Annotated in this window: 18 protein-coding genes; 9 read left to right on the top strand and 9 right to left on the bottom strand. The window is 68.5% G+C overall.

The features are described from left to right. Positions 1 to 233: 233 nt before the first annotated feature. Positions 234 to 944: a FadR/GntR family transcriptional regulator gene (locus ACCP09_RS16085; protein WP_123685212.1), complete on the bottom strand. Its 711-nt coding sequence runs from the start codon at positions 942 to 944 to the stop codon at positions 234 to 236. 160 nt (positions 945 to 1104) lie between these two features. On the opposite strand from ACCP09_RS16085, the gene ACCP09_RS16080 reads away from it, so the two are divergent. Genes ACCP09_RS16080 through ACCP09_RS16050 form a run of 7 tightly spaced genes read left to right on the top strand, consistent with a single transcriptional unit; the run spans position 1105 to position 11369 of the window. Then, positions 1105 to 2706, top strand: coding sequence for an ABC transporter substrate-binding protein (locus ACCP09_RS16080; RefSeq protein ID WP_433747455.1), 1602 nt, complete (start codon positions 1105 to 1107; stop codon positions 2704 to 2706). 11 nt (positions 2707 to 2717) lie between these two features. Beyond that, the gene (locus ACCP09_RS16075) at positions 2718 to 3677 is read left to right on the top strand and encodes an ABC transporter permease (protein WP_123685210.1); all 960 of its coding nucleotides are present in this window, start codon (positions 2718 to 2720) and stop codon (positions 3675 to 3677) included. Then, positions 3677 to 5653 carry a dipeptide/oligopeptide/nickel ABC transporter permease/ATP-binding protein gene (locus tag ACCP09_RS16070; RefSeq protein WP_027934585.1) on the top strand — a complete coding sequence of 659 codons (1977 nt, stop codon included), beginning with the start codon at positions 3677 to 3679 and terminating at the stop codon, positions 5651 to 5653. Before ACCP09_RS16075 ends, ACCP09_RS16070 begins: the two co-directional genes overlap by 1 nt. Next, on the top strand, positions 5650 to 6606 hold the full coding sequence (locus ACCP09_RS16065) for an oligopeptide/dipeptide ABC transporter ATP-binding protein (protein WP_433747452.1): 957 nt from the start codon (positions 5650 to 5652) through the stop codon (positions 6604 to 6606). Before ACCP09_RS16070 ends, ACCP09_RS16065 begins: the two co-directional genes overlap by 4 nt. Continuing rightward, the gene (locus ACCP09_RS16060; RefSeq protein WP_027934583.1) at positions 6603 to 7526 is read left to right on the top strand and encodes a dihydrodipicolinate synthase family protein; all 924 of its coding nucleotides are present in this window, start codon (positions 6603 to 6605) and stop codon (positions 7524 to 7526) included. Before ACCP09_RS16065 ends, ACCP09_RS16060 begins: the two co-directional genes overlap by 4 nt. Beyond that, positions 7523 to 9496 carry a beta-galactosidase gene (locus tag ACCP09_RS16055; RefSeq protein ID WP_433747449.1) on the top strand — a complete coding sequence of 658 codons (1974 nt, stop codon included), beginning with the start codon at positions 7523 to 7525 and terminating at the stop codon, positions 9494 to 9496. The genes ACCP09_RS16060 and ACCP09_RS16055 overlap by 4 nt, the downstream gene beginning before the upstream one ends. Before the next feature lie 16 nt (positions 9497 to 9512). Then, a complete protein-coding gene (locus ACCP09_RS16050; RefSeq protein ID WP_027934581.1) occupies positions 9513 to 11369 on the top strand; it encodes a sialidase family protein in 1857 nt (618 codons plus the stop codon). A 38-nt stretch (positions 11370 to 11407) separates the two neighbouring features. On the opposite strand, the gene ACCP09_RS16045 is transcribed toward ACCP09_RS16050, so the two are convergent. Both ACCP09_RS16045 and ACCP09_RS16040 read right to left on the bottom strand, forming a co-directional pair. Beyond that, a complete protein-coding gene (locus tag ACCP09_RS16045) occupies positions 11408 to 12223 on the bottom strand; it encodes a haloalkane dehalogenase (RefSeq protein ID WP_433747444.1) in 816 nt (271 codons plus the stop codon). Continuing rightward, the gene (locus tag ACCP09_RS16040; protein WP_433747441.1) at positions 12220 to 13038 is read right to left on the bottom strand and encodes an NAD(P)H-binding protein; all 819 of its coding nucleotides are present in this window, start codon (positions 13036 to 13038) and stop codon (positions 12220 to 12222) included. The genes ACCP09_RS16045 and ACCP09_RS16040 overlap by 4 nt, the downstream gene beginning before the upstream one ends. Positions 13039 to 13118: 80 nt before the next feature. On the opposite strand from ACCP09_RS16040, the gene ACCP09_RS16035 reads away from it, so the two are divergent. Together ACCP09_RS16035 and ACCP09_RS16030 are read left to right on the top strand one after the other, a co-directional pair. Continuing rightward, complete coding sequence (locus ACCP09_RS16035) at positions 13119 to 13493, top strand: winged helix-turn-helix transcriptional regulator (protein WP_028851091.1); 375 nt, start codon at positions 13119 to 13121, stop codon at positions 13491 to 13493. A 274-nt stretch (positions 13494 to 13767) separates the two neighbouring features. Continuing rightward, positions 13768 to 15600: an ATP-binding protein gene (locus ACCP09_RS16030; protein ID WP_433747437.1), complete on the top strand. Its 1833-nt coding sequence runs from the start codon at positions 13768 to 13770 to the stop codon at positions 15598 to 15600. 217 nt (positions 15601 to 15817) lie between these two features. On the opposite strand, the gene ACCP09_RS16025 is transcribed toward ACCP09_RS16030, so the two are convergent. From ACCP09_RS16025 to ACCP09_RS16000, 6 genes are all read right to left on the bottom strand, one after another. Then, positions 15818 to 16879: a hypothetical protein gene (locus ACCP09_RS16025; RefSeq protein WP_433747434.1), complete on the bottom strand. Its 1062-nt coding sequence runs from the start codon at positions 16877 to 16879 to the stop codon at positions 15818 to 15820. 107 nt (positions 16880 to 16986) lie between these two features. Further along, the gene (locus ACCP09_RS16020; RefSeq protein ID WP_433747431.1) at positions 16987 to 17796 is read right to left on the bottom strand and encodes a CBS domain-containing protein; all 810 of its coding nucleotides are present in this window, start codon (positions 17794 to 17796) and stop codon (positions 16987 to 16989) included. Between the two features lie 481 nt (positions 17797 to 18277). Then, a complete protein-coding gene (locus tag ACCP09_RS16015) occupies positions 18278 to 18667 on the bottom strand; it encodes a hypothetical protein (RefSeq protein WP_433747428.1) in 390 nt (129 codons plus the stop codon). Next, the gene (locus tag ACCP09_RS16010; protein WP_433747425.1) at positions 18664 to 18927 is read right to left on the bottom strand and encodes a WhiB family transcriptional regulator; all 264 of its coding nucleotides are present in this window, start codon (positions 18925 to 18927) and stop codon (positions 18664 to 18666) included. The genes ACCP09_RS16015 and ACCP09_RS16010 overlap by 4 nt, the downstream gene beginning before the upstream one ends. Further along, positions 18924 to 19190 (bottom strand): hypothetical protein, encoded by a 267-nt coding sequence (locus ACCP09_RS16005; protein WP_433747422.1) that lies wholly within the window; start codon positions 19188 to 19190, stop codon positions 18924 to 18926. The genes ACCP09_RS16010 and ACCP09_RS16005 overlap by 4 nt, the downstream gene beginning before the upstream one ends. After that, positions 19187 to 19636 (bottom strand): hypothetical protein, encoded by a 450-nt coding sequence (locus ACCP09_RS16000; RefSeq protein ID WP_433747419.1) that lies wholly within the window; start codon positions 19634 to 19636, stop codon positions 19187 to 19189. Before ACCP09_RS16000 ends, ACCP09_RS16005 begins: the two co-directional genes overlap by 4 nt. Positions 19637 to 19781 lie beyond the last annotated feature (145 nt).

Genomic DNA, 19781 nt, shown 5'->3' with positions numbered 1-19781 from the left:
GCGTTTCTACTGCGTCGGCTTCGCTTCGCTACGCCCCCATTGAGCCACCGCCCCGATTTTTCATTGTTTCTACGGCCGAGCAGGGGTTGTCAAGGCGGGAAAGAGTACCTTGACAACCCCTGGTCGGCCGCAGAACTGGGCTGTGGATCGGGAGCGGGGGGAGGGCTGGACGGCCTGGTTGTTGCTTTTCGTTGCCGGCTTCCTGTCCGCAGGCCGGCGACGAAAAAGCGCCCCTAATCAACCGGCGCCGCCACCCCGAATCCCCCGTACTTGCCGGCCTTCGCGCGCTTCCGCACCTCGTCGAAGTGCCGGTGCACGGCCTCCTCGGCGGCATCGGCATCCCCGGCCACCAGCGCATCGACAATCGCCTGGTGACGTTTCGCCGTGGAGCTCGCCGAACCTGCTGGGCCGCCCAGCTCGGCCTCCGCCGCCCGGTACACGTCCCAGAACAGGCGCGTCAGCTCGCGGGCCAGGTCGAACCCGGCCTCGGCGCAGATCAGGTCGTGGAACTCACGATCGGCGGCCGCGCTGTCCGGGCCCTTGCGCATCCGCGCCACGCACGACTCCAGCGCGGAGATCAGCTCCGGTCGGTGCCGCCGCGCCACGCGGCGCGTCAGCTCGGTCTCCAGCATCTCCCGGACCTCGAGCAAGTCCCGCAACCGGCCGGTCGTCCCCGCCCCGGGCGTCCGGGTGCGGAACAGCAGCCACGTCCGCAACGCCTCCGAACCGGCCGAGCCGACGAACGTGCCGTACCCGTGCCGCACCTCGACGATCCCCAGCGCCCGCAGCGCCCGGATCGCCTCGCGGATCGAATTGCGGCTCACCCCGATGTCGGCCATCAGGTCGAGCTCCGTCGGCATCGGCGAGCCGGGCGGGAGGTCCCGCTCGATGATCAGGTCGATGATCCGTTTGCTGATCTCGTCGCCGAGCTGAGGGCGTGCCACATCCAACTCCCCGCCTGCTGACCGCCGGATTTCCGGACATCCTACGTCAGACCCCTTGACCACGGGACGCGCCGCTGTTTACAGTCACCCGGTCGCAGGACGTCCTACGTCCTACTTCCCTGCTCCGGCCTGATCAACGACGCACAAGTCAGGAGACGTCATGTCGCACAGCCTGTCCGGCCTCAGCCGCCGCGATTTCCTGCGGTACACCGGACTCGCCGGCACGGCCGCGGCCTTCTCGGTCACCCTGGGGGCCTGTGGCGGACCAGCGTCCACCAACACCACGGGCAGCTCCACCGGCACGCTCACCGCGGTCATCGGCTACGGCAACAACCAGACCTGGGACCCACTGCAGACCGCCTCCGCCTTCTCGATGGCCGCCAACCTGCACTGCTACGAATCGCTGGTCGAGGGCGACCCGATCACCCGCGACCCGTTCCCCGGCCTGGCCAAGGCGCTCCCGGCCGACCTCACCGGCACCAGCCTGAAGTTCGAGCTGCGCGACGGCGCCAAGTGGCACGACGGCACGCCGGTCACCGCGGACGACGTCGTCTTCACCTACGCCCGCGTGCTCGACCCCAACGAAAAGGTGCTGGTCCACAGCTTCTTCGCGGACTGGCTCGCCGAAGTCCGCAAGACCGGCGAGAGCTCCGTCGAGTTCGTGCTCAAGCACCCCTTCCCGTACGCGCTCAAGCGCATCCAGACCGCCAAGATCTGCCCCAAGCACGTCTTCGAGGGCAAGTGGAAGGACGCCGCGGGCGGCAAGGTCGTCGGCTCCGGCCCCTACAAGGTCGTCGAGCAGGCCCCGCTGTCCTACACCCGGTTCGAGAAGTTCGCCGAGTACAACGGCCCGCGCCCGGCGGCCTACCAGTCCATGCTGTGGAAGTCGATCGTGGACGCCGCGCCGCGCGTCGCGGCCATCTCCGGGGCCAACCCGGAGGCGCAGATCGTGGAGAACATCCCGGCGGCCAACGCCGAGCAGCTGCGCAAGTCCGGCCGCAGCGTCGAGTTCGCCGACGGCGGCAACAACCTGTTCCTGATGTTCAACACCGCGCACGCGCCGTTCGACAACAAGCTCGTGCGGCAGGCCCTGCACTACGCCATCGACAAGCAGAAGATGATCCAGATCGGCCTGCAGGGCGCGGGCACGGCGGCGACCTCGTTCATCAACCCGAAGCTGCCCGCGTCCCAGCCCGCCGCCAACGACTTCGCCTACAACCCGGACAAGGCGAGGCAACTGCTCCAGCAGGCCGGCGTCACCAACCTGGCGATCACCCTGTCCACCACCAACACCTCGCTCGTCTCGGACTGCGTGAAGGTCATCAAGGAGGGCTGGGACGCGATCGGCGTGACCACCACGCTGGACTCGCAGGACACCAAGGCGCTGTTCTCGAAACTGGACAGCGGCAAGGACTTCGAGGTCGTCGCCACCACCAACAACCCGCTGCAGTTCGGCAACGACCCGGACCTGCTGACCCGCTACTACTACGACAAGACGTCGGTGCTGATGACCACCTACGCCCGGTGGACCGGCCCGGAGTCGCAGGCCCTGCTGGACCTGCAGAACCAGGCCGCCGCGGAGACCGACGAGGCGCGCCGCGCGCAGCTCACCAAACAGCTGCTGGACCTGATCTCCGAGCACGCCGTCATCTACCCCGTGGTCTTCACCCAGCTCGGCACCGCGTGGAACGCGCAGAAGATCACCGGCGTGCGGGCGCAGGGCTACCCGGGCATCTACCTCAACCAGGCCAAGCCGGTCTGAGGAGCGCTGCCGTGGCCGTCGTCGTGCGGATGCTGCTCGCCCGCATCCTCGCCCTGATCCCGCTGGTGCTCGGGGTGGTCCTGTTCGTCTTCATCGTCATGCGGTTCTCCCCCGTGGACACGGCCGTGGCCGCGCTCGGCGACGCCAACCCCACACCGGAACAGCTCCAGCAGTTCCGCCAGGAGAACGGCCTGCTCGACCCGCTCCCGCTGCAGTACGTGCACTTCGTGTGGCACCTGCTGCAGGGCGACTTCGGCACCAGCGTGATCACGAAGGAGCCGGTCGGGCAGGTCATCGCCACCGCGCTGCCGCTGACCGTGCAGCTCACCCTGCTGGGCCTGCTGATCGCGATCGTCGCCGGGCTCGTGCTCGGCGTGACCTCGGCGCTGTTCCGCGACCGCTGGCCGGACCAGCTGATCCGGATCGTCACGCTGGCCGGTGTCGCCGCGCCCGCGTTCTGGATCGCGGTGCTGCTCGTCCAGTGGCTCGCGGTGGGCGAAGGGCTCTTCCCCACCAGCGGCTACGTCAGCCCGGCCGACTCGTTCGGCGGCTGGCTCAACTCGCTGGCGCTGCCCGCGATCTCGCTCGCGCTGCCGGTCGCCGCGCAGCTGACGCGCATCATCCGCACCTCGATGGTCGAGGAGCTGGACAAGGACTACGTCCGCACCGCGCGCGGCGGCGGGCTGCCGCCGGTGGTGGTCGTCGGCCGCAACGTGCTGCGCAACGCGCTGATCAACCCCCTCACCGTGCTCGGCCTGCGGGTCGGCTACCTGCTGGGCGGCGCCGTCGTGATCGAGACGATGTTCGCGCTGCCCGGGATGGGACAGAACATGATCCAGGCCGTCAAGGACGGCGACACCGCGAAGGTCCAGGGCTTCGTGATCACCATCGCGGTCGGGTTCGTCCTGGTCAACCTGATCGTCGACGTGCTGTACCTGATCGTGAACCCGCGTCTGCGGAGCCGGTCGTGATGCGGCAGCTGTACCGGCCCGGGCTCACCAAGCGCCTGTCCCGGCCCGGTATCCGGTTCCGCCGGTTCAACACGGCGTCGTGGATCGCGATCGGGGTGCTGGCCGTGCTCGCGCTGGTGGCGCTGATCGGCCCGCTGCTGGTCAAGGACCCCTACGCGCTGGGCACCGAGGTCACCGGGCCGAACGCCGCGCACTGGTTCGGCACCGACCAGTCCGGCCGCGACATCCTCTCCCGCGTGGTGCACGGCGCCCGCTGGTCGCTCGCGATCGGGCTCGGCGCCGCCGCGCTGGCGCTGGTCTGCGGTGCGCTGATCGGGGCGCTCGCGGCGACCTCCCGGCGCGGGGTGGACTCGGTGGTCATGCGCGTGCTCGACGTGCTGATGGCCTTCCCCGGCATCGCGCTCGCGGCCGTGCTCGTCGCGGTGTTCGGCCGCGGCATCGGGGTCCTGATCCTGGCGATCGCGTTCGTCAACGTGCCGCCGGTCGCGCGCGTGGTGCGGGCGAACGTGCTGGCGCAGTACAGCGAGGACTACGTCGCGGCCGAGCACATCATCGGCGCGCGCCGGTTCTTCATCCTGGTCAAGCACGTGGCGGTGAACTGCGCCGCGCCGATCCTGGTGTTCTGCACGGTGATGGTGGCCGACGCGATCGTGTTCGAGGCGTCGCTGTCGTTCATCGGCGCCGGCATCCAGCCGCCCGACCCGTCGTGGGGCTCGGTGCTCGCCGACGGCAAGGACATGGTGCTCAACGGCGGCTGGTGGGCCACGTTGTTCCCGGGTCTGATGATCCTGTTCACGGTGCTGGCGCTGAACGTGCTGTCCGAAGGGATTTCCGACGCGTGGGCGGCGCCGTCGTCCCGCACCGCGAAGGCGGCGGAGGTCGCCAAGGCGGTCGTCGCCGAGGAGGCGGCCGAGAACGTCGCGCCGGTGCTGCCGATCCGCGGCCTGCGCGAGGTGGGCGAACGGCTGTCCCGCCGCGCCCGTGCGCTGACCGGGCGGGACACCCTGCTCTCCGTCGAGGGGCTGACGATCGCGTTCCCGGAGCGGCACAACGGGGTCAACGTCGTCGACGACGTCTCGTTCACCGTGCGCTCGGGCGAGGTGCTCGGCCTGATCGGCGAATCGGGCTGCGGCAAGTCGCTGACCGCGCTGTCGATCGTCGGGCTGCAGCCGCGGACCGCGCGGCTGTCCGGCCGGATCCGGTTCGCGGGCGAGGACCTGCTCACGATGAAACCGTCCGCGCGGCGGCGGCACCTCGGCCACGACATCGCGATGATCTACCAGGACGCGCTCAGCTCGCTGAACCCGGCGATGACGATCCAGGCGCAGCTCAAGCAGTTCACCCGCCGCGGCGGCACCCGCACCCCGCGCGAGCTGGTGGAGCTGGTCAACCTCGACCCGGACCGCACGCTGCGGGCCTACCCGCACGAGCTGTCCGGCGGGCAGCGGCAGCGGGTGCTGATCGCGATGGCGTTGTCCCGCAGCCCCAGGCTGATCGTGGCCGACGAGCCGACCACCGCGCTGGACGTCACCGTGCAGGCACAGGTGATCTCGCTGCTGCTGCGCCTGCAGGAGGAACTGGGCTTCGCGCTGGTGCTGGTGTCGCACGACCTGGCGCTGGTGTCCGATGTGGCCGATCGCGTGGTCGTGATGTACGGCGGGCAGGTCGCCGAGGCCGGCACCACCGCGCAGGTCGTCGGCGCACCGCGGCACCACTACACGCGCGGCCTGCTCAGCGCGGTGCTGTCGCTGGAGGAGAACGACGCCCGGCTCACCCAGATCAAGGGCGTCGTCCCGGCCCCGGCGGACTTCGCGCCCGGCTGCCGGTTCGCCGACCGCTGCCCGGCGGCGCGGGCGCACTGCCGCACCGACCTGCCGGTGGTGGCGGGATCCGGGATGGACCACCTCGTCGCGTGCCACCACCCCGCCGAACCGATGGCGGAACCGGAGGTCCTGGTGAAGGGAGCGCCGGCATGACCCTGCTGGAACTGGACCGGGTGCACGTGGTGCACAAGATCCGCTCGTCCGGCCTGTTCGGGCACGACTCCGTGCACGCGCTGACGGACGCGACACTGACCGTGCGGCCCGGCGAGACGATCGGCGTGGTCGGCGAGTCCGGGTGCGGCAAGACGACGCTGGCGAAGGTGGTCGTCGGGCTGCAGAAGCCGACCAGGGGCGTCGTGCGCTACCGCGGCGAACCGGTGTCGGACCAGCGTGGGTTCGGCCGCGACATCGGCATGATCTTCCAGGACCCGTCGACCGCGCTGAACCGGCGGATGTCGATCGCCCGCATCGTGCGGGACCCGCTCGACGTGCACCGCGTCGGCACCCCGGCGCAACGGGCCGAGCGGGTGCGCGAGCTGATGGAGCTGGTCGGCCTGCCGCCCAGCGTCGCGGACGCGGTGCCCGGCCAGCTGTCCGGCGGCCAGCGGCAACGCGTGGCGATCGCGCGTGCGCTGGCGCTGGAGCCCTCGCTGCTGGTCGCCGACGAGCCGACCTCGGCGCTGGACGTGTCGGTGCGCGCGCAGATCCTCAACCTGCTGCTCGACCTGCGGGACCGGCTGGGGCTGGCGATGATCTTCGTGTCGCACGACATCCAGACCGTGCGCAAGATGAGCGACCGCATCGTCACGATGTACCTGGGCCGCATCGTCGAAGACGCCCCGGCCGCGGCGATCCCCGGCGACGCGCGGCACCCGTACACGCGGGCGTTGTTCTCCGCCACGCCGAGCCTGCTGAACCCGATCGAACCCATAGTCCTGACCGGGCCGGTGCCGTCCGCGGTCAGCCCGCCGAGCGGGTGCGCCTTCCGCACCCGCTGTCCGAAAGCGACGGACGAGTGCGCGGCCGCGGTGCCCCCGTCCGCCGACGCCGGCGACGGGCACACCTACCACTGCATCCACCCCGAACTCGAAGTGAGCGTGCGATGACTCGATTCACCGGCATCATCCCCCCGCTGTGCACCCCGTTCCGCGACGACTTCACCATCGACGTGGACTCGCTGCGCCGGCACCTGGACGTCCAGCTGGACGCCGGGGTGCACGGGGTGTTCGTGCTGGGCTCGTCCAGCGAGGTGGCGTTCCTGCCGGACCGGCAGCGCCGGGTGGTGATCGAGACGGCGGTGGCGCACGTCGGCGGCCGGGTCCCGGTGCTCGCCGGGTGCATCGACATGACGACGCTGCGGGTCGCCGAGCACATCCGGGTCGCCGAGGAGGCCGGCGCGGACGCCCTCGTCATCACCGCGCCCTACTACACCCGCACGCACACCGCGGAGATCGAGCAGCACTTCCGGCTGCTGCACGCGCAGGCCGCGCTGCCGATCTTCGCCTACGACATCCCGGTCGCGGTGCACTCGAAGCTGGACCGGGAGATGGTCCTGCGGCTGGCCGAGGACGGCGTGCTGGCCGGGCTGAAGGACTCCAGCGGCGACGAGGCCGGGTTCGGCGCGCTGCTGCTGGGCCGCCGGGAGCGCGGGCTGTCGGAGTTCGCCGTGTTCACCGGGTCCGAACTGGTGGTGGACCTCGCGCTGCAGATGGGCGCGGACGGCGCGGTGCCCGGACTGGCCAATGTGGACCCTGCCGGGTACGTGACGATCTGGGACCGGGTGCGGGCGGGCGACCTTGCCACGGCACGGCGGGAACAGAACCGGCTCATGCGGCTGTACGACATCACGCATGCCGCGCCGCCGGAGCGGATGGGCCGCGGCTCGGCCGGGCTCGGCGCGTTCAAGGCGGCGATGAAGATGCGCGGGTTCATCGACAACTCGGTGATGGCGCCGCCGCAACTGCCGCTCAACGACGAGGAACTGTTGCGCATCAAGGGTGCGCTCACGGAGGCGGGCCTGCTGTGATCCACTACGGCGCGGACTACAACCCGGAACACTGGGCCGAGGACGTCTGGGACGAGGACGTCAAGCTGATGACCGAGGCCGGGGTCACGCTGGTGACGCTCGGTGTCTTCTCCTGGGCGAAGGTCGAGCCGCGGCCGGGCGAGTACGACTTCGGCTGGGTCGACACCGTGATGGACAAGCTCGCGGCGGCCGGTATCCAGGTGGCGCTGGCGACGATGACCGCCTCGCCGCCGCCGTGGCTGACCCACCGCCACCCCGAGGTGCTGCCCGTGCGCGAGGACGGGACGCGGCTCTCGCCGGGTTCGCGGCAGCAGTTCTGCCCGTCCAGCCCCGTGTTCCGCGAGCACGCGGCGCGGCTGGTGGAGCAGCTCGCGAACCGGTACGGCGACCACCCGGCGCTGAAGATCTGGCACGTCGGCAACGAGTACGGCTGCCACATCCGGGCGTGCTACTGCGACACCTCCGCCGAGGACTTCCGATCCTGGCTGCGCGAGCGGTACGGCACGCTGGACGCGCTCAACGCGGCGTGGTCGACGACGTTCTGGTCGCAGGGCTACTCGGACTGGGCCGAGATCCAGCCGCCGCGGGTGGCGCCGTCCTTCCGCAACCCCGCCCAGCAGCTGGACTACCAGCGGTTCTCCTCCGACGCGTCGCTGGGGTGCTACCGGGTGGAGGCGGAGGTGCTGCGCCGGGTCACGCCGGACGTCCCGCTCACCACCAACTTCGTCGGGCTGGTGCAGAAGGCGCTGGACTGGCACGCGTGGGAGCCGCACGAGGACGTGGTGTCGCTGGACTCCTACCCGGAGCCCTACGACCCGCGCGGGCACGTCGAGGCGGCGTTCGGATACGACGTGGTGCGGTCGCTGAAGAACGGGCAGCCGTGGATGCTGCTGGAGCACGCGCCGAGCGCGGTGAACTGGCGCAGGCACAACGGCGCCAAGGCCCCCGGCGTGATGCGGCAGGGTGTGCTGCAGGCGGTGGCGCGGGGCGCGGACGCGGCGATGTTCTTCCAGTGGCGGCAGAGCCGCGGTGGCGCGGAGAAGTTCCACTCGGCGATGGTGCCGCACGCCGGCGCGGACACCCGGGTGTTCGCGGAGGCGCGGGCGCTCGGGCAGGACCTCGCGGCGCTGGCCGACGTGGCGGGCACGCGGGTGCGGTCGGACGTGGCGTTCCTGCACGACTGGAACAGCTGGTGGGCGCTGGAGCTGGACGCGCACCCGTCGGCCGACGTCACGCAGCTCGACGCGCACCTGGCGCACTACGCGCCGTTCTTCGACGCCGGCATCTCCTGCGACGTGGTGCGCCCCGACCGGCCGGCGGCGTACCGGCTGGTCGTGGTGCCGAACCTGTACCTCCTCGATGCGGACACCGCCGAGGGGCTGCGGCGGTACGTCGAGGGCGGCGGGCACCTGGTGGTGTCGTTCTTCTCCGGCATCGTCGACTCGTGCGACCGCGCCCACCTCGGTGGCTACCCGGTGGCCCCGCTGCGGGAAGCGCTCGGGGTGTCGGTGGAGGAGTTCTGGCCGCTGGCGCCGGGCACGTCGGTGCCGTTGAGTCCGGAGTGGACCGGCACTCTGTGGTCGGAAGCCATCGAGCTGAGGGGCGCGGAGGCTGTCGCGTCCTTCGACGGCGGCGACCTGGCCGGCTCTCCCGCGGTGACCCGCCACGCCTACGGCGCGGGTGTCACCTGGTACCTCGGCACGCGGCTGGACCCGGCCGGGATGCGCGAGCTGGTCGACCGGGTGGCCGCGGAAGCGGGTGTGCGGCCGGTCCTGCCCGGCCTGCCCGCCGGTGTCCAGGCGGTCCGCCGGGAAGCCGCGGACCGGCAGTTCCTGTTCCTGCTCAACCACAACACGGATGCGGTCGCGGTGGACCTGGGAGAACCGGCCCCCGACCTGCTCACCGGTTCCGCGCCGTCGGCCCGGCACACGTTGCCACCGCGCGGCGTCGCAGTCCTCCGGCTCCACTAAACCGAAGGGAAGGCACATGAGATCGTTCGCAGCGTGGCGCGCGGTCCCGCTCGCGGCGGTGCTGTTCGCCAGTCTGCTCGGCGGCGGGGTCACCGCCTCCGCCGACACCGCCAGACCGGGCTTCGACCAGCAGTCGCTGTTCAACCCCAAGCAGGAGCAGGGTTACTTCTGCTTCCGCATCCCCGCGATCGTCAAGAGCACCGCGGGCACCCTGCTCGCGTTCGCCGAGGGCCGGGTCAACGACTGCGGTGACGCCGGTGACATCGACCTCGTCCTCAAGCGCTCCACCGACGGCGGCCGGACCTGGTCACCGCTGGAGGTCATCAACTCCGGAGACGGCGACACGCACGGCAACCCGGTCCCGATCGTGGACCGGACGACCGGCCGGATCGTCCTGATCACCACCTACAACGCCGGCCGCACCGACGGCAAGGGCTGCGACGTACCGTGCGCCCGCCCGCCGCACGTGCAGTACAGCGACGACGACGGGCTCACCTGGTCCGCGCCGGTCGACATCAGCGCGCAGGCCAGCAGGCCCGAGTGGGACGCGTGGTACGCCTCGGGCCCGGTGCACGGGATCCAGCTCACCAAGGGCGAGCACCGCGGCCGCCTGGTGTTCGGGGTGAACGCGGAGACCGCGCAGGGCACCGACCCGGTGGCCAACCACGCCGCACTCGTCTACAGCGACGACCACGGCGCGACCTGGCACATCGGCGCGGTGGACAGCTACCCGTTCCAGGCGAAGGGCCCGTTCACGCAGAAGCCGCAGGAGATCACCGTCGTCGAGCTCGCCGACGGGTCGATCTACGCCGGCGGCCGCGAGCAGGGCGGCACCGACATCGGCAACCGCGACTACGCGATCAGCCGCGACGGTGGCGAGACCTTCAGCCAGCCGTTCCGGACGATCCCCGACCTGGTCACGCCGATGGTGCAGGGCTCGCTGCTGCGCCTGGACCGGCCGGGGCCGGACCGGATCCTGTTCGCGTCGCCGTCGGACACCGACCGGCGGCGGTGGATGATGATCCGCTCGTCCTACGACGGCGGCCGCAGCTGGGAGAACGCCGAGCAGGGCACGCGGGTGACCGACGAGTGGTCCGGCTACTCGGACATGGTGCAGATCAGCGACCGGTCCGCCCGCACGACCGAGATCGGCCTGATGTACGAGGGCGGCCCGGTCGACGCGCGCGACGAGATCCGGTTCGCCCGCTTCACCGAGGACGTGCTGGGCTGGCGCAATTCGGCCGGCCCGACGACGCGGGACGTGTCCGGTGAACGGTCGGACGCCTACCTGATCGGCGGCCCGGTTCCGGTGCCCGGCCGCTACGGTGACGCGCTGGAACTGGACGGCGTGGACGATTTCGTGCGCGTGCCCTACGACAGCGCGCAGGTGGTCGGCGACGGCGACTTCACGTGGACCGGCTGGGTCCGGTACGGCGCGTCGACGGCCAACCAGGTGTTCTTCTGGATGGGCGGCATGGGCTCGACCGCGCCGCAGATCTGGCTGCGCGGTGAACCGGCGGCGAACCGCCTGATCGCGTCGATGACCACCACGGCGGGCACGAAACAGGTCACGTCGGCGGGCGCCTTCAACGACCAGCAGTGGCACCACGTGGCGCTGCAGCGCACCGGCGGCCAGTTGCTGCTGTTCGTCGACGGCGTGCAGGTGGCGGCGGGCCCGGCAGCGGCCGGTTCGGTGACCGAGCGGGTGTCGTTCCAGTTCTGGCTGGGCCGCCGCCTCGACGGGGGCATGGGACTGGACGGCGCGCTGGACGACGTCCGGCTCTACCGCAAGGCGCTGTCACCGTCCGAATTGGACGCTGTCCGGGCGAACGACCCCGTGCGGGACGCCCTGGCGCTGCGGCTGCCGTTCTGAGTCGCGGAGTCCCGGCCCCGTGCGACGGGGCCGGGACTTCACCGCAGCCCGTGCCGGTCCAGCCAGGCCGACAACGTCGCGGCCATCGCCGCCGGCTGGTCCTCCGGGGTGTGGTGCCCGGCGGGGAGATCGTGGTGGACGATCTCGAGCGCCGCGAAGTTCTCCGCGCACCACGCGATCATCCGGTCGTCCATCATCGTGTCGAAGCCGGGGCGGAACGTCATGAGCAGCTTCGGCACGTCCGCGCTGGCCGCGAGCCACTTGTCGTAGTGCTCGACGCGGGCGACAACGTCGGCGGGTTCCCCGCCCAGCGGCATCGACCGCGCCCACCGCAACAGCGGCACCCGGCTCTCGCGCGTCGGATAGGGCCGCAGGTAGGCCGCGCGGTCCTCCTCGCCGAGAGCCATCGACTCCAGGAAGATGTTGTCGTCCAGCATCATCTTCTCGCCGACGCCCGGGGTCTTGAGCGCACGGAAGATCTCGGCGCCGGCGTCCGGGAACTCCTCCCAGGACATGGGTTTGACGATCGTCTCGGTGACCGCGATGCCCCGCACCCGGCCCGGGTGGCGGGCGGCCCAGTCGAAGGCAAGCGCGCCGCCCCAGTCGTGGCCGACCAGCACCACGTCGTCCAGCCCGACGTGCTCGAACCAGGCGTCGAGGTAGCGGGCGTGGTCGTCGAAGGTGTAGCCGATGTCCGGCTTCGCCGACTCGCCCATGCCGATCAGGTCGGGCGCCAGCTTCCGGCCCGGGCCCGCCGCGGGCATGATGTGCCGCCACAGGTGGGACGACGCGGGGTTGCCGTGCAGGAAGACGATCGGCTGCCCGTCGCCGGTCTCGCGGTGGTGCAGGATCACTTGAACACCGCCGCGTTCGCGCCTGCCCACTCGGCGAAGCTGCGCGCCGGGCGCCGTAGGACGCGCTCGACGTCCTCGCTGACCCGCTGCTCCGCCGGCGTCGGCGTGCCGAGGATGTCCAGTGTGGACTCCACGACCGGCTCGGGCATGACCTGCAGCATCCGCGTCCGCGCCTCCGCCCGGCTGAGCTCCGCGAAGCGCACCGGCTCCCCCAGCGCGTCGGCGATCGCCGACGCCTGCTGCCGCGGCGTGACCGGCTCCGGCCCGGTGAGCGTGTACGCCCGGCCGGCGTGCCCGTCCTCACGCATCGCCGCGGCGGCCACCTCGGCGATGTCCAGCGGGTCCACGGTGGGCAGCGCGACGTCCCCGAACGGCGCCTCGACCGTCCGCCGGGTGCGCACCATTTCGGCCCAGCCGAACGCGTTGGAGTGGAAGCCGCCCGGCCGCAGGAGGGTCCACTCCAGGCCGGAGGTGACGACCGCGTCCTCCAGTCCCGGCGCGTGCCGCCCGGTCGCCACCCCCTGCGACGACAACAACACGACCCGTCGCACGCCGCTCGCCTTCGCTGTGCGCAGGACGCCGGTGAGGTCCCCGCCGGCCGCCAGGAAGTCCGGCGCGGTGAGCAGGAACAGTGTCCGCGCCCCGTCGAGCGCGGGCTTGAGCGTCTCCGGCTCGACGAGGTCCGCCCGCACGTGCCGCGCACCGGGCAGGTCCGCTTCCTTGCGCGACACCGCCGTCACGGGCTCGCCGGTCCTGGCGAGCGCCTGCACCAGCGGCCGCCCGACGTTGCCGGTAGCTCCGGTCACCACAAACATTTCCGCTCCCGTTCTCTTCGTGTGGGAGCGACGCTACTGTCGTGGGGCTAGTAGGTACCTAGAGGAAAGTAGTGGATCCGGTGACCGAAACCACAGTCAGTCCCGAGCTGGCCTGCCCGATCGCGCCCGTGGTCGACCTCGTGTTCAGCCGGTGGACCACGCCGATCCTGTGGACGCTGAACGAGTACGGCAGGCAACGTTTCGTGGAGCTGTCCCGTCGCATCACGACGATCACGCCGAAGGTCCTGACGCAGCGGCTGCGCCAACTGGAGCGCGACGGGCTCGTGGTGCGCACGTACCACGCCGAGGTGCCGCCGCGGGTGGAGTACGAGATCAGCGACCTCGGCCGCAGCCTGGCGCCGCTGTTCGCGACCCTCGCGGAGTGGTCGCCGAACCTGGAGAAGGTCGAGCAGGCCCGCGCCGAGTACGACGCGCAGCAGAAGAAGCGCCCCTGAGCTCAGGCCGTCAGGAAGCCGGTCGAAGTCAACTGAGAACCTCAAAGCCTCCAGCCGGAAGGTGCACAAGCCGCGATTCAGAGTTCGATGAACAGTCGACTTCAAGGGTAGGTGTAGCCCACGGACACGATTCGCGATATTGTGATCCGGCACACACGGTGGCAATGAGCGGACCGACCGCAGCTGAGCTCTCCTGTCTCGTCCGCAATTCCTCGACGAACATCAACTAGATAGGTCGCCTGCATGCCTTCCTATCTCCAAGATCGGAGTGCGAATGCCCAAACCGTCACACCCGGAAGAACGAGAGCGCACGCTCAACATGAGCGTGGCCAACACCGGATTCATGGTCGATCGACTTGGCCAAGACTGTGCTCCACTCCAGTTCTTACGCGAGCTGACACAGAACTCTATCGAAGCGATCTTGGCGACACCGAGCCGCGCAGGCGACATAATTTGGGATGTCGACTGGACTCACTACGACCTGACAGGTGTCTACAAACTCTGTGTCGTCGACACCGGGGTCGGTATGAGCGGCGAAGATATGGTACGTTACATCAACGCCCTCTCGTCTTCAGTGCATGAGCAGTCACACGACGGCAATTTTGGTGTTGGAGCAAAGATTGCTGCCGCAACTCGCAACCACGAGGGCCTCATCTATCTATCATGGAAAAGTGGAGCGCGCGGCGCCATGATACACCTCTGGCGCGATCCCGCAACGCAGAACTATGGGCTCCGACAACTTCCGACCGGGCGCTCGTTTCAACACTGGGCAAGCATCGAAGATTCGGCAAGACCAACTGAAGTCGAAGCGCACGGCACCAAGGTGACCCTCCTGGGCAACAGCGCCGAGGCGAACACCATGGCCGCTCCCGCGGGCTCCCAGTCGCCGTCCCGTTGGATCGGCCGCTACCTCAACACTCGCTATTTCAGATTTCCTGCGGGAATCACCGTTCGCGCACGCGAGGGGTGGGAGAACCCCCGAACCGACCACGATCGCAATCTCCTTCGCCGAATCACTGGCCAGGAACAGTACTTGACGCAACATGCCGACAAGCACGGAACAGTCGATCTCGATGGAGCCACCGTGCGATGGTGGATTCTCAAAGAAGAACCTGCGCTGACCCAGAACTCGGGGTTCGTCGCGTCCAGCGGCCACGTCGCAGCCCTGTACAGGGACGAGCTGTATGAGATGACTCAGGGGCGGGCTGCAGTTGCTCGCCTGCAGAACTTTGGCATTATCTTCGGCTACCGGCAGGTAGTACTCTACATTGAGCCTCACACCTCCGATAGCCGCTGGATAACCTCCAACACGGCAAGAACGCAACTTCTTCTCAACAGCGAGCCACTACCGTGGGCCGAGTGGTCAGCAGAGTTCCGCAGCAAGCTTCCCTCTGACATCCGAGAGCACATGGAGAACATCACGGCCGGCGCAAACGTGACTGACCACCGAAAAGCGATCAAGGATCGTCTGCGCGAGATCCGTGATCTCTTCAAATTCTCCAGGTACAAATCTGCGGGTTCGGGCGAGAAGAACGCCGTTTTCGATGACCTGACCACCGGTGGCGATCGCGGTACACGCGGCGAAACGAAGCGCGGCGGGGGTGGCCGGCCAGGCGGATCTGGCGGGCGAGCCGGGAACATCTACTCGTTGTTCCTCTCGGATGCTGGCGATCCAGCAGACGAGATCGGCGGCAGCGACGATCCCACTGTCCAGTGGGTGACCGTTGCCGATGGCACGCGCGACGTAGGATTCCTGGAGGACCGCGCGGCGAAGTACCTGTCGGACCAAAATCTACTACAGATCAACGGAGACTTTCGCGGCTTCACCGACATGATTGATCGCTGGTGTGAGATGTACGAACATGTTCCTGGCGCACGCCCGGAGATCGTCGAGGTGTGTCGCGAGTGGTTCGAGCAGGCCTTGACCGAAACAATCCTGGGAATCAAGTCGCTGATCGGTAGCCGTGAGTGGACTACGGACGACATCGCGACGTGCTGGCGCGAGGAAGCCCTGACCGCTGCGGTGATGCAGCGTTACCACATCGATGTGGCAGTCAAGCGCGCTCTCGGATCGAAGCTCGGATCGCTTCGGGAGCGAACTCCATAGACCATCTGAGCGGTTGCACAGGCTCCGCAATTCGGTGTCGCATGCCGAAGTGTCCTGACGGCGCGTCGTAGAGAAGGCGATCCCGCAATGATGCCTTGTGTGTGGCCTGTTTCGCCACCTGGCCGAGGGTTCCCGACCGGAACCCGACACCGTCACCACACTGCCGGCCGACTCGACCAAGCTGTCGCAGAATCGTCTGGTGAGTTTGCCATAGCAGTCAGGGAGCGATGGTTCCGAGCGGGTTCGTCTCGGTCAATTCGACGACAGTGAGTCCGGGTGCGAGTTCCGCGACAAGCAGCAACTCCACCAACATCGAACGGTTTGAGGGCGACGGCCACAAGATTACGGTCAGGTCCGAGGGCCAATCCTCGGCTGACTCGCCGATGACACGGGTAGCGACCAGGCACTCGCCAACCCCAAGTCCACCCAAAGCAGAGCGCCGGTCGGCGGCGCTGACAGATGCGGTGATCACAGCTCGCGGAGGCGTACCTTGCGTTACGAGATGATCGGCAATATAGGTGGCGTCCCTGGGGGTTTCCGCAAGGACGACGCATCGGGCACCTTCCGCCAGGGCCGCCGACACGCTTTCACCAAGAACTTCTAACCGAGTGTCCGTGGATAACGAATTTTCCATCCGGTCGAGAAGTTCCCACGCCCGTTCAGCGAGGTCCTGTCCAGCTAAGGCCGAGGCCACGGCGAGTAGCCGTTCGTGCAGCGCGGGAAGACTGTCGCTGGACAACACGAAGGGTTTACTGCTGCGGCTGGCAAACTCCGCCAGTAGAGCGATCGCGTCCCGGCGCAGATCACGCTCGTCGGCTGTTGCCGTGAACGGCACACTGGTTGTGGGCTTGAGGTACCCGTCGGCGGCAAGCTGCTCGCCGCTAATGGTCCATAGCAGCGGCCACTCTGGTCCCCACTGGAGTTCATATGAAGGGTCGACGACCGCGATTGCGCGTACGGCGCGCGAGTTCAGGCGATCGACGTCGACGTTGCGCTTCCTGGGTGGCTGATCATGCACGATCAGTCCGAAGTCCAGTTCCGACAACGCCCGACTGCTGGGTCCGTGCTGGGTTCTGGCATATGTCGCCACCAAAACCCCGGTTCGTGGTGCGGCGGGTTCCTCGAGGAGGTGGAGCGCGACCTGAGCCGAAGTCAGATTCGTGACGGGCACCGCGTCATCAGCTCGCAGCCGGTCGACCCACTGTTGCACCAGAATTCGCGTCGGGGACAGCACCAAAACGAGCGACTCCGCAGCGACCTCGCGAACGTAGAGTTCCACGACGTGGCGAACCCCCGACCCCGGAGGCCCCGACACCACTCCATACCGGTCACTATCGGGCGTCCGCAGAGTACTCAACAGGCTCTGCTGGTAATAGCGCAAGTTAGTCATTGACTACCTCCTCGAATCATAATTTTGCGTCTTAACCACCGCGCAACGTCGCGGAGCTGACGCAGTTCTTCGGAGGATATTTCATCTCGGAAATGGAAGACCTTGTTTCGGATCTCCCTCACGGGCATGAGCGTCGTGCGCACCAGATCCCTGTTGGTACCAAAGGCCAGCCGGAAGCATCGGCCAAAGTTCGGTCCGTGCAATAGGACCGAGAACAATTCGCCCAAGCTGAGGTCCTCCAGGCGTCCGCCCATCGCTGGAGCATCGGACGGAAGCCCGGCTGCGACGCAGTCCGCGAGTTCGTTCGGCGTACACGTGGACCGCATTAGGCCCCGGATCGCCAGCTCGATGTCTTGAAGCAGCACGAAAGGGCGTGTTCGCTCCCACAAGAATCGGCTTACGTCCGCAATCGTCACTACAGCAAGCAGACGGTCCTCATCGCCGACTAATACTGCGTGGTCCGCATAGAGGAAGTCCACGATCTCGCTCACGTCCTGCGACGCCCGCACAAACCGCAGTTCCTCGACGAGTTCATCAACTGGAGTGGCAAGAGAATTGCCCTGGGAACGCAGGTGGTGCAGCCCGTACGCGAGCGAACGGTAGGTGAACGCCCCGATGACCCTTTGATCAGCGGTCGTGACCGGAAGCTGATCAAAGTTGTGCTGCCGCATCAAATCAAGGGCCTGCCCGGCCTTCGTGCCCACCGAGATGGTCAGCACGTCCTGGTCAACGGGCACGAGCTGGCTGACCCGAAAAAACCCAGGCGTGCGCAGTGCCGTCGCGGATACACCAGCTAATTCGGCCACATCGACCTCATACGACCCTCCCAGTGAGGATCATAGCCGCGACAAGCGCCGTCAGCCCGACGGGCTCGGGTTGGTGAAGCGCAGCCTACAGACGCCACCGGGGCGGACGGAGTCGATGAGCTCGCCCACGTGACGACGCCTGGTACTGGCAGCACGACCGCCTGGTACCGGCAGAGACGGCGCCGCCAACGCGGAGTTCATCCTGGTCGGCCGAGTTCCGCCCCGGGATCCCGTTCGAACTTTGCTGCATGTCGGTCCTGCTAGTTCACACGCGGAACACCCGGCCCCACTAGCAGGTATCTCGGCCCGAATATCAACACATCGCCGTTCACCGATCGGGACGACCTCGCCCATCCACCATGCTCACATCCGCGGCGCCGTCGTCTTCACCAACCCCAGACTCACCGCCTGCATCCGCGACCCGTGTCCCTGCCGAGCCCGACGATCGGCGCAGCACGCCGGCCGGTCACGACCGTCATCGTCAACGCCGCGACGTGATGGCGACAGACGGCGGCGCGCCGTACGGACGCCTGTTGCGCAGCGCATCGGCGGTGATGCGGACATGGACGCCCACGAGGAGAAGTGCCCCCGGCAGTAGCGCCAAAGGATGGGAACCGGCCTGACCAGCGATCTCAGAGCGGATGCTTGGTCGTGCAGGCCAGTTTCCTCTTGCAGCAGTCAGGTGACACTCGCGTCCGGTGACGCGCTGTTGCCGGCACCACAGCAATACGTCGCGGATGACCGCCGCCTGTTGCAGGCCAAGGCGCTCAGCTTCGGAGCCGTCAACGAGATCGATCCCGCAGACGACCTCCACAGCTTCGCCAGGCTGCCGGCGGCGGGTCCGCTGCGTCGGGTCGGGTGCCGTGTTCAAGCCGCGACCTGAACCTCGGCGTGTCTCAGTGCTTCGCGGTCGACCTGCTCCATTCCACCCCACACGCCGTAGCTCTCGTCGGTGGTGAGTGCCGTGATGGCACAGGTGAGGCGGACCGGGCACAGGCGACAGATCTCCTTGCAGTCGGCCGCCGCCACGCTTCCTGCCTCGGCGTCGATCCAGTCGACTTCTCGGTCTGCGTTTCGACATGCTGCGTGCATGTGCCACTTCGGTGCACGCAGCGCCATGGGCGTGGTCATGCGGCCGGACGGAGAGGGCCGCCGAGGAGGTAGTCGGTGAGGCGTCGGGACGCGGTGGTGAGTTCGGAGGCGACCTGGTAGCGGCTCATGCCGTGTCGCTTGGCCGCGGTCGTCCGATTGTCGTGGTCGAGGAGGACTTCTGAGACGAGGTCGGCCTGCTGCGGCGTGACGACGCCGGAGAGCATGGCGCCGGCCAGCACGAGGTCCGGGTGGCCGCCTGCCGGACGGCGGTCGGCGACGTCGGTGAGTTCGGATCGCGTCATCGCCCGTCGCCGTTCGCTGTTGCAGACCTCGTGCGCACGTCGGAACGCGGCCCAGTAGAGCTGCCCGTACACCTTCCGGGATTGCGCGTCGGCGACGTCGAGCGCTTGGAGGAAACCTTCGAGGATAGCGGAATCCAGGTCGTTGCGGTCGCCGGGGAACCGGGAACCGGGAACCGGGAACCGAGCTTGCCGCCGATGTGCTTCAGGCCCGGCATCATCATGGCGGCGGCCACCGTCGTCCACGGCTCCGGCTCCGCGTGTGCCCGTCGCACCAATTCCTGCCACACGGCGTCCTTGGTCACCCAGCTCGTCTGCCGCTTCAGCAACCGCACGCGCACCTCGTCCAGTGGCAGCACCTCGGCGGGCAGTCCGCATCCCAGTGCCGCGCAGTCGAGGGTGAGCGGCTGCGGACCGGCGGTCATCGCCAGGAACCGCCGCTCGATCACGTCCAGGTGAGAAGGGGAGAACGATGCATCGGAGAGGAGCCTTTCCGGGGAACGGGGGACATCTCACTACCAACGCGCCCACAGGGCCGTTCGATGGGCGGGATTGATCAGAACGGGTGATGTGTCGCTGATGTCCCCAGGGCGG

Origin of the sequence: Amycolatopsis sp. 3B14 (assembly GCF_050958625.1) — a bacterium.
In the GTDB taxonomy this organism is placed as follows: Bacteria; Actinomycetota; Actinomycetes; order Mycobacteriales; family Pseudonocardiaceae; genus Amycolatopsis_E; species Amycolatopsis_E thermoflava.
The sequence above is the reverse complement of the archived record's forward strand: the minus strand, read 5'-3'. Positions and strand labels throughout refer to the sequence as shown.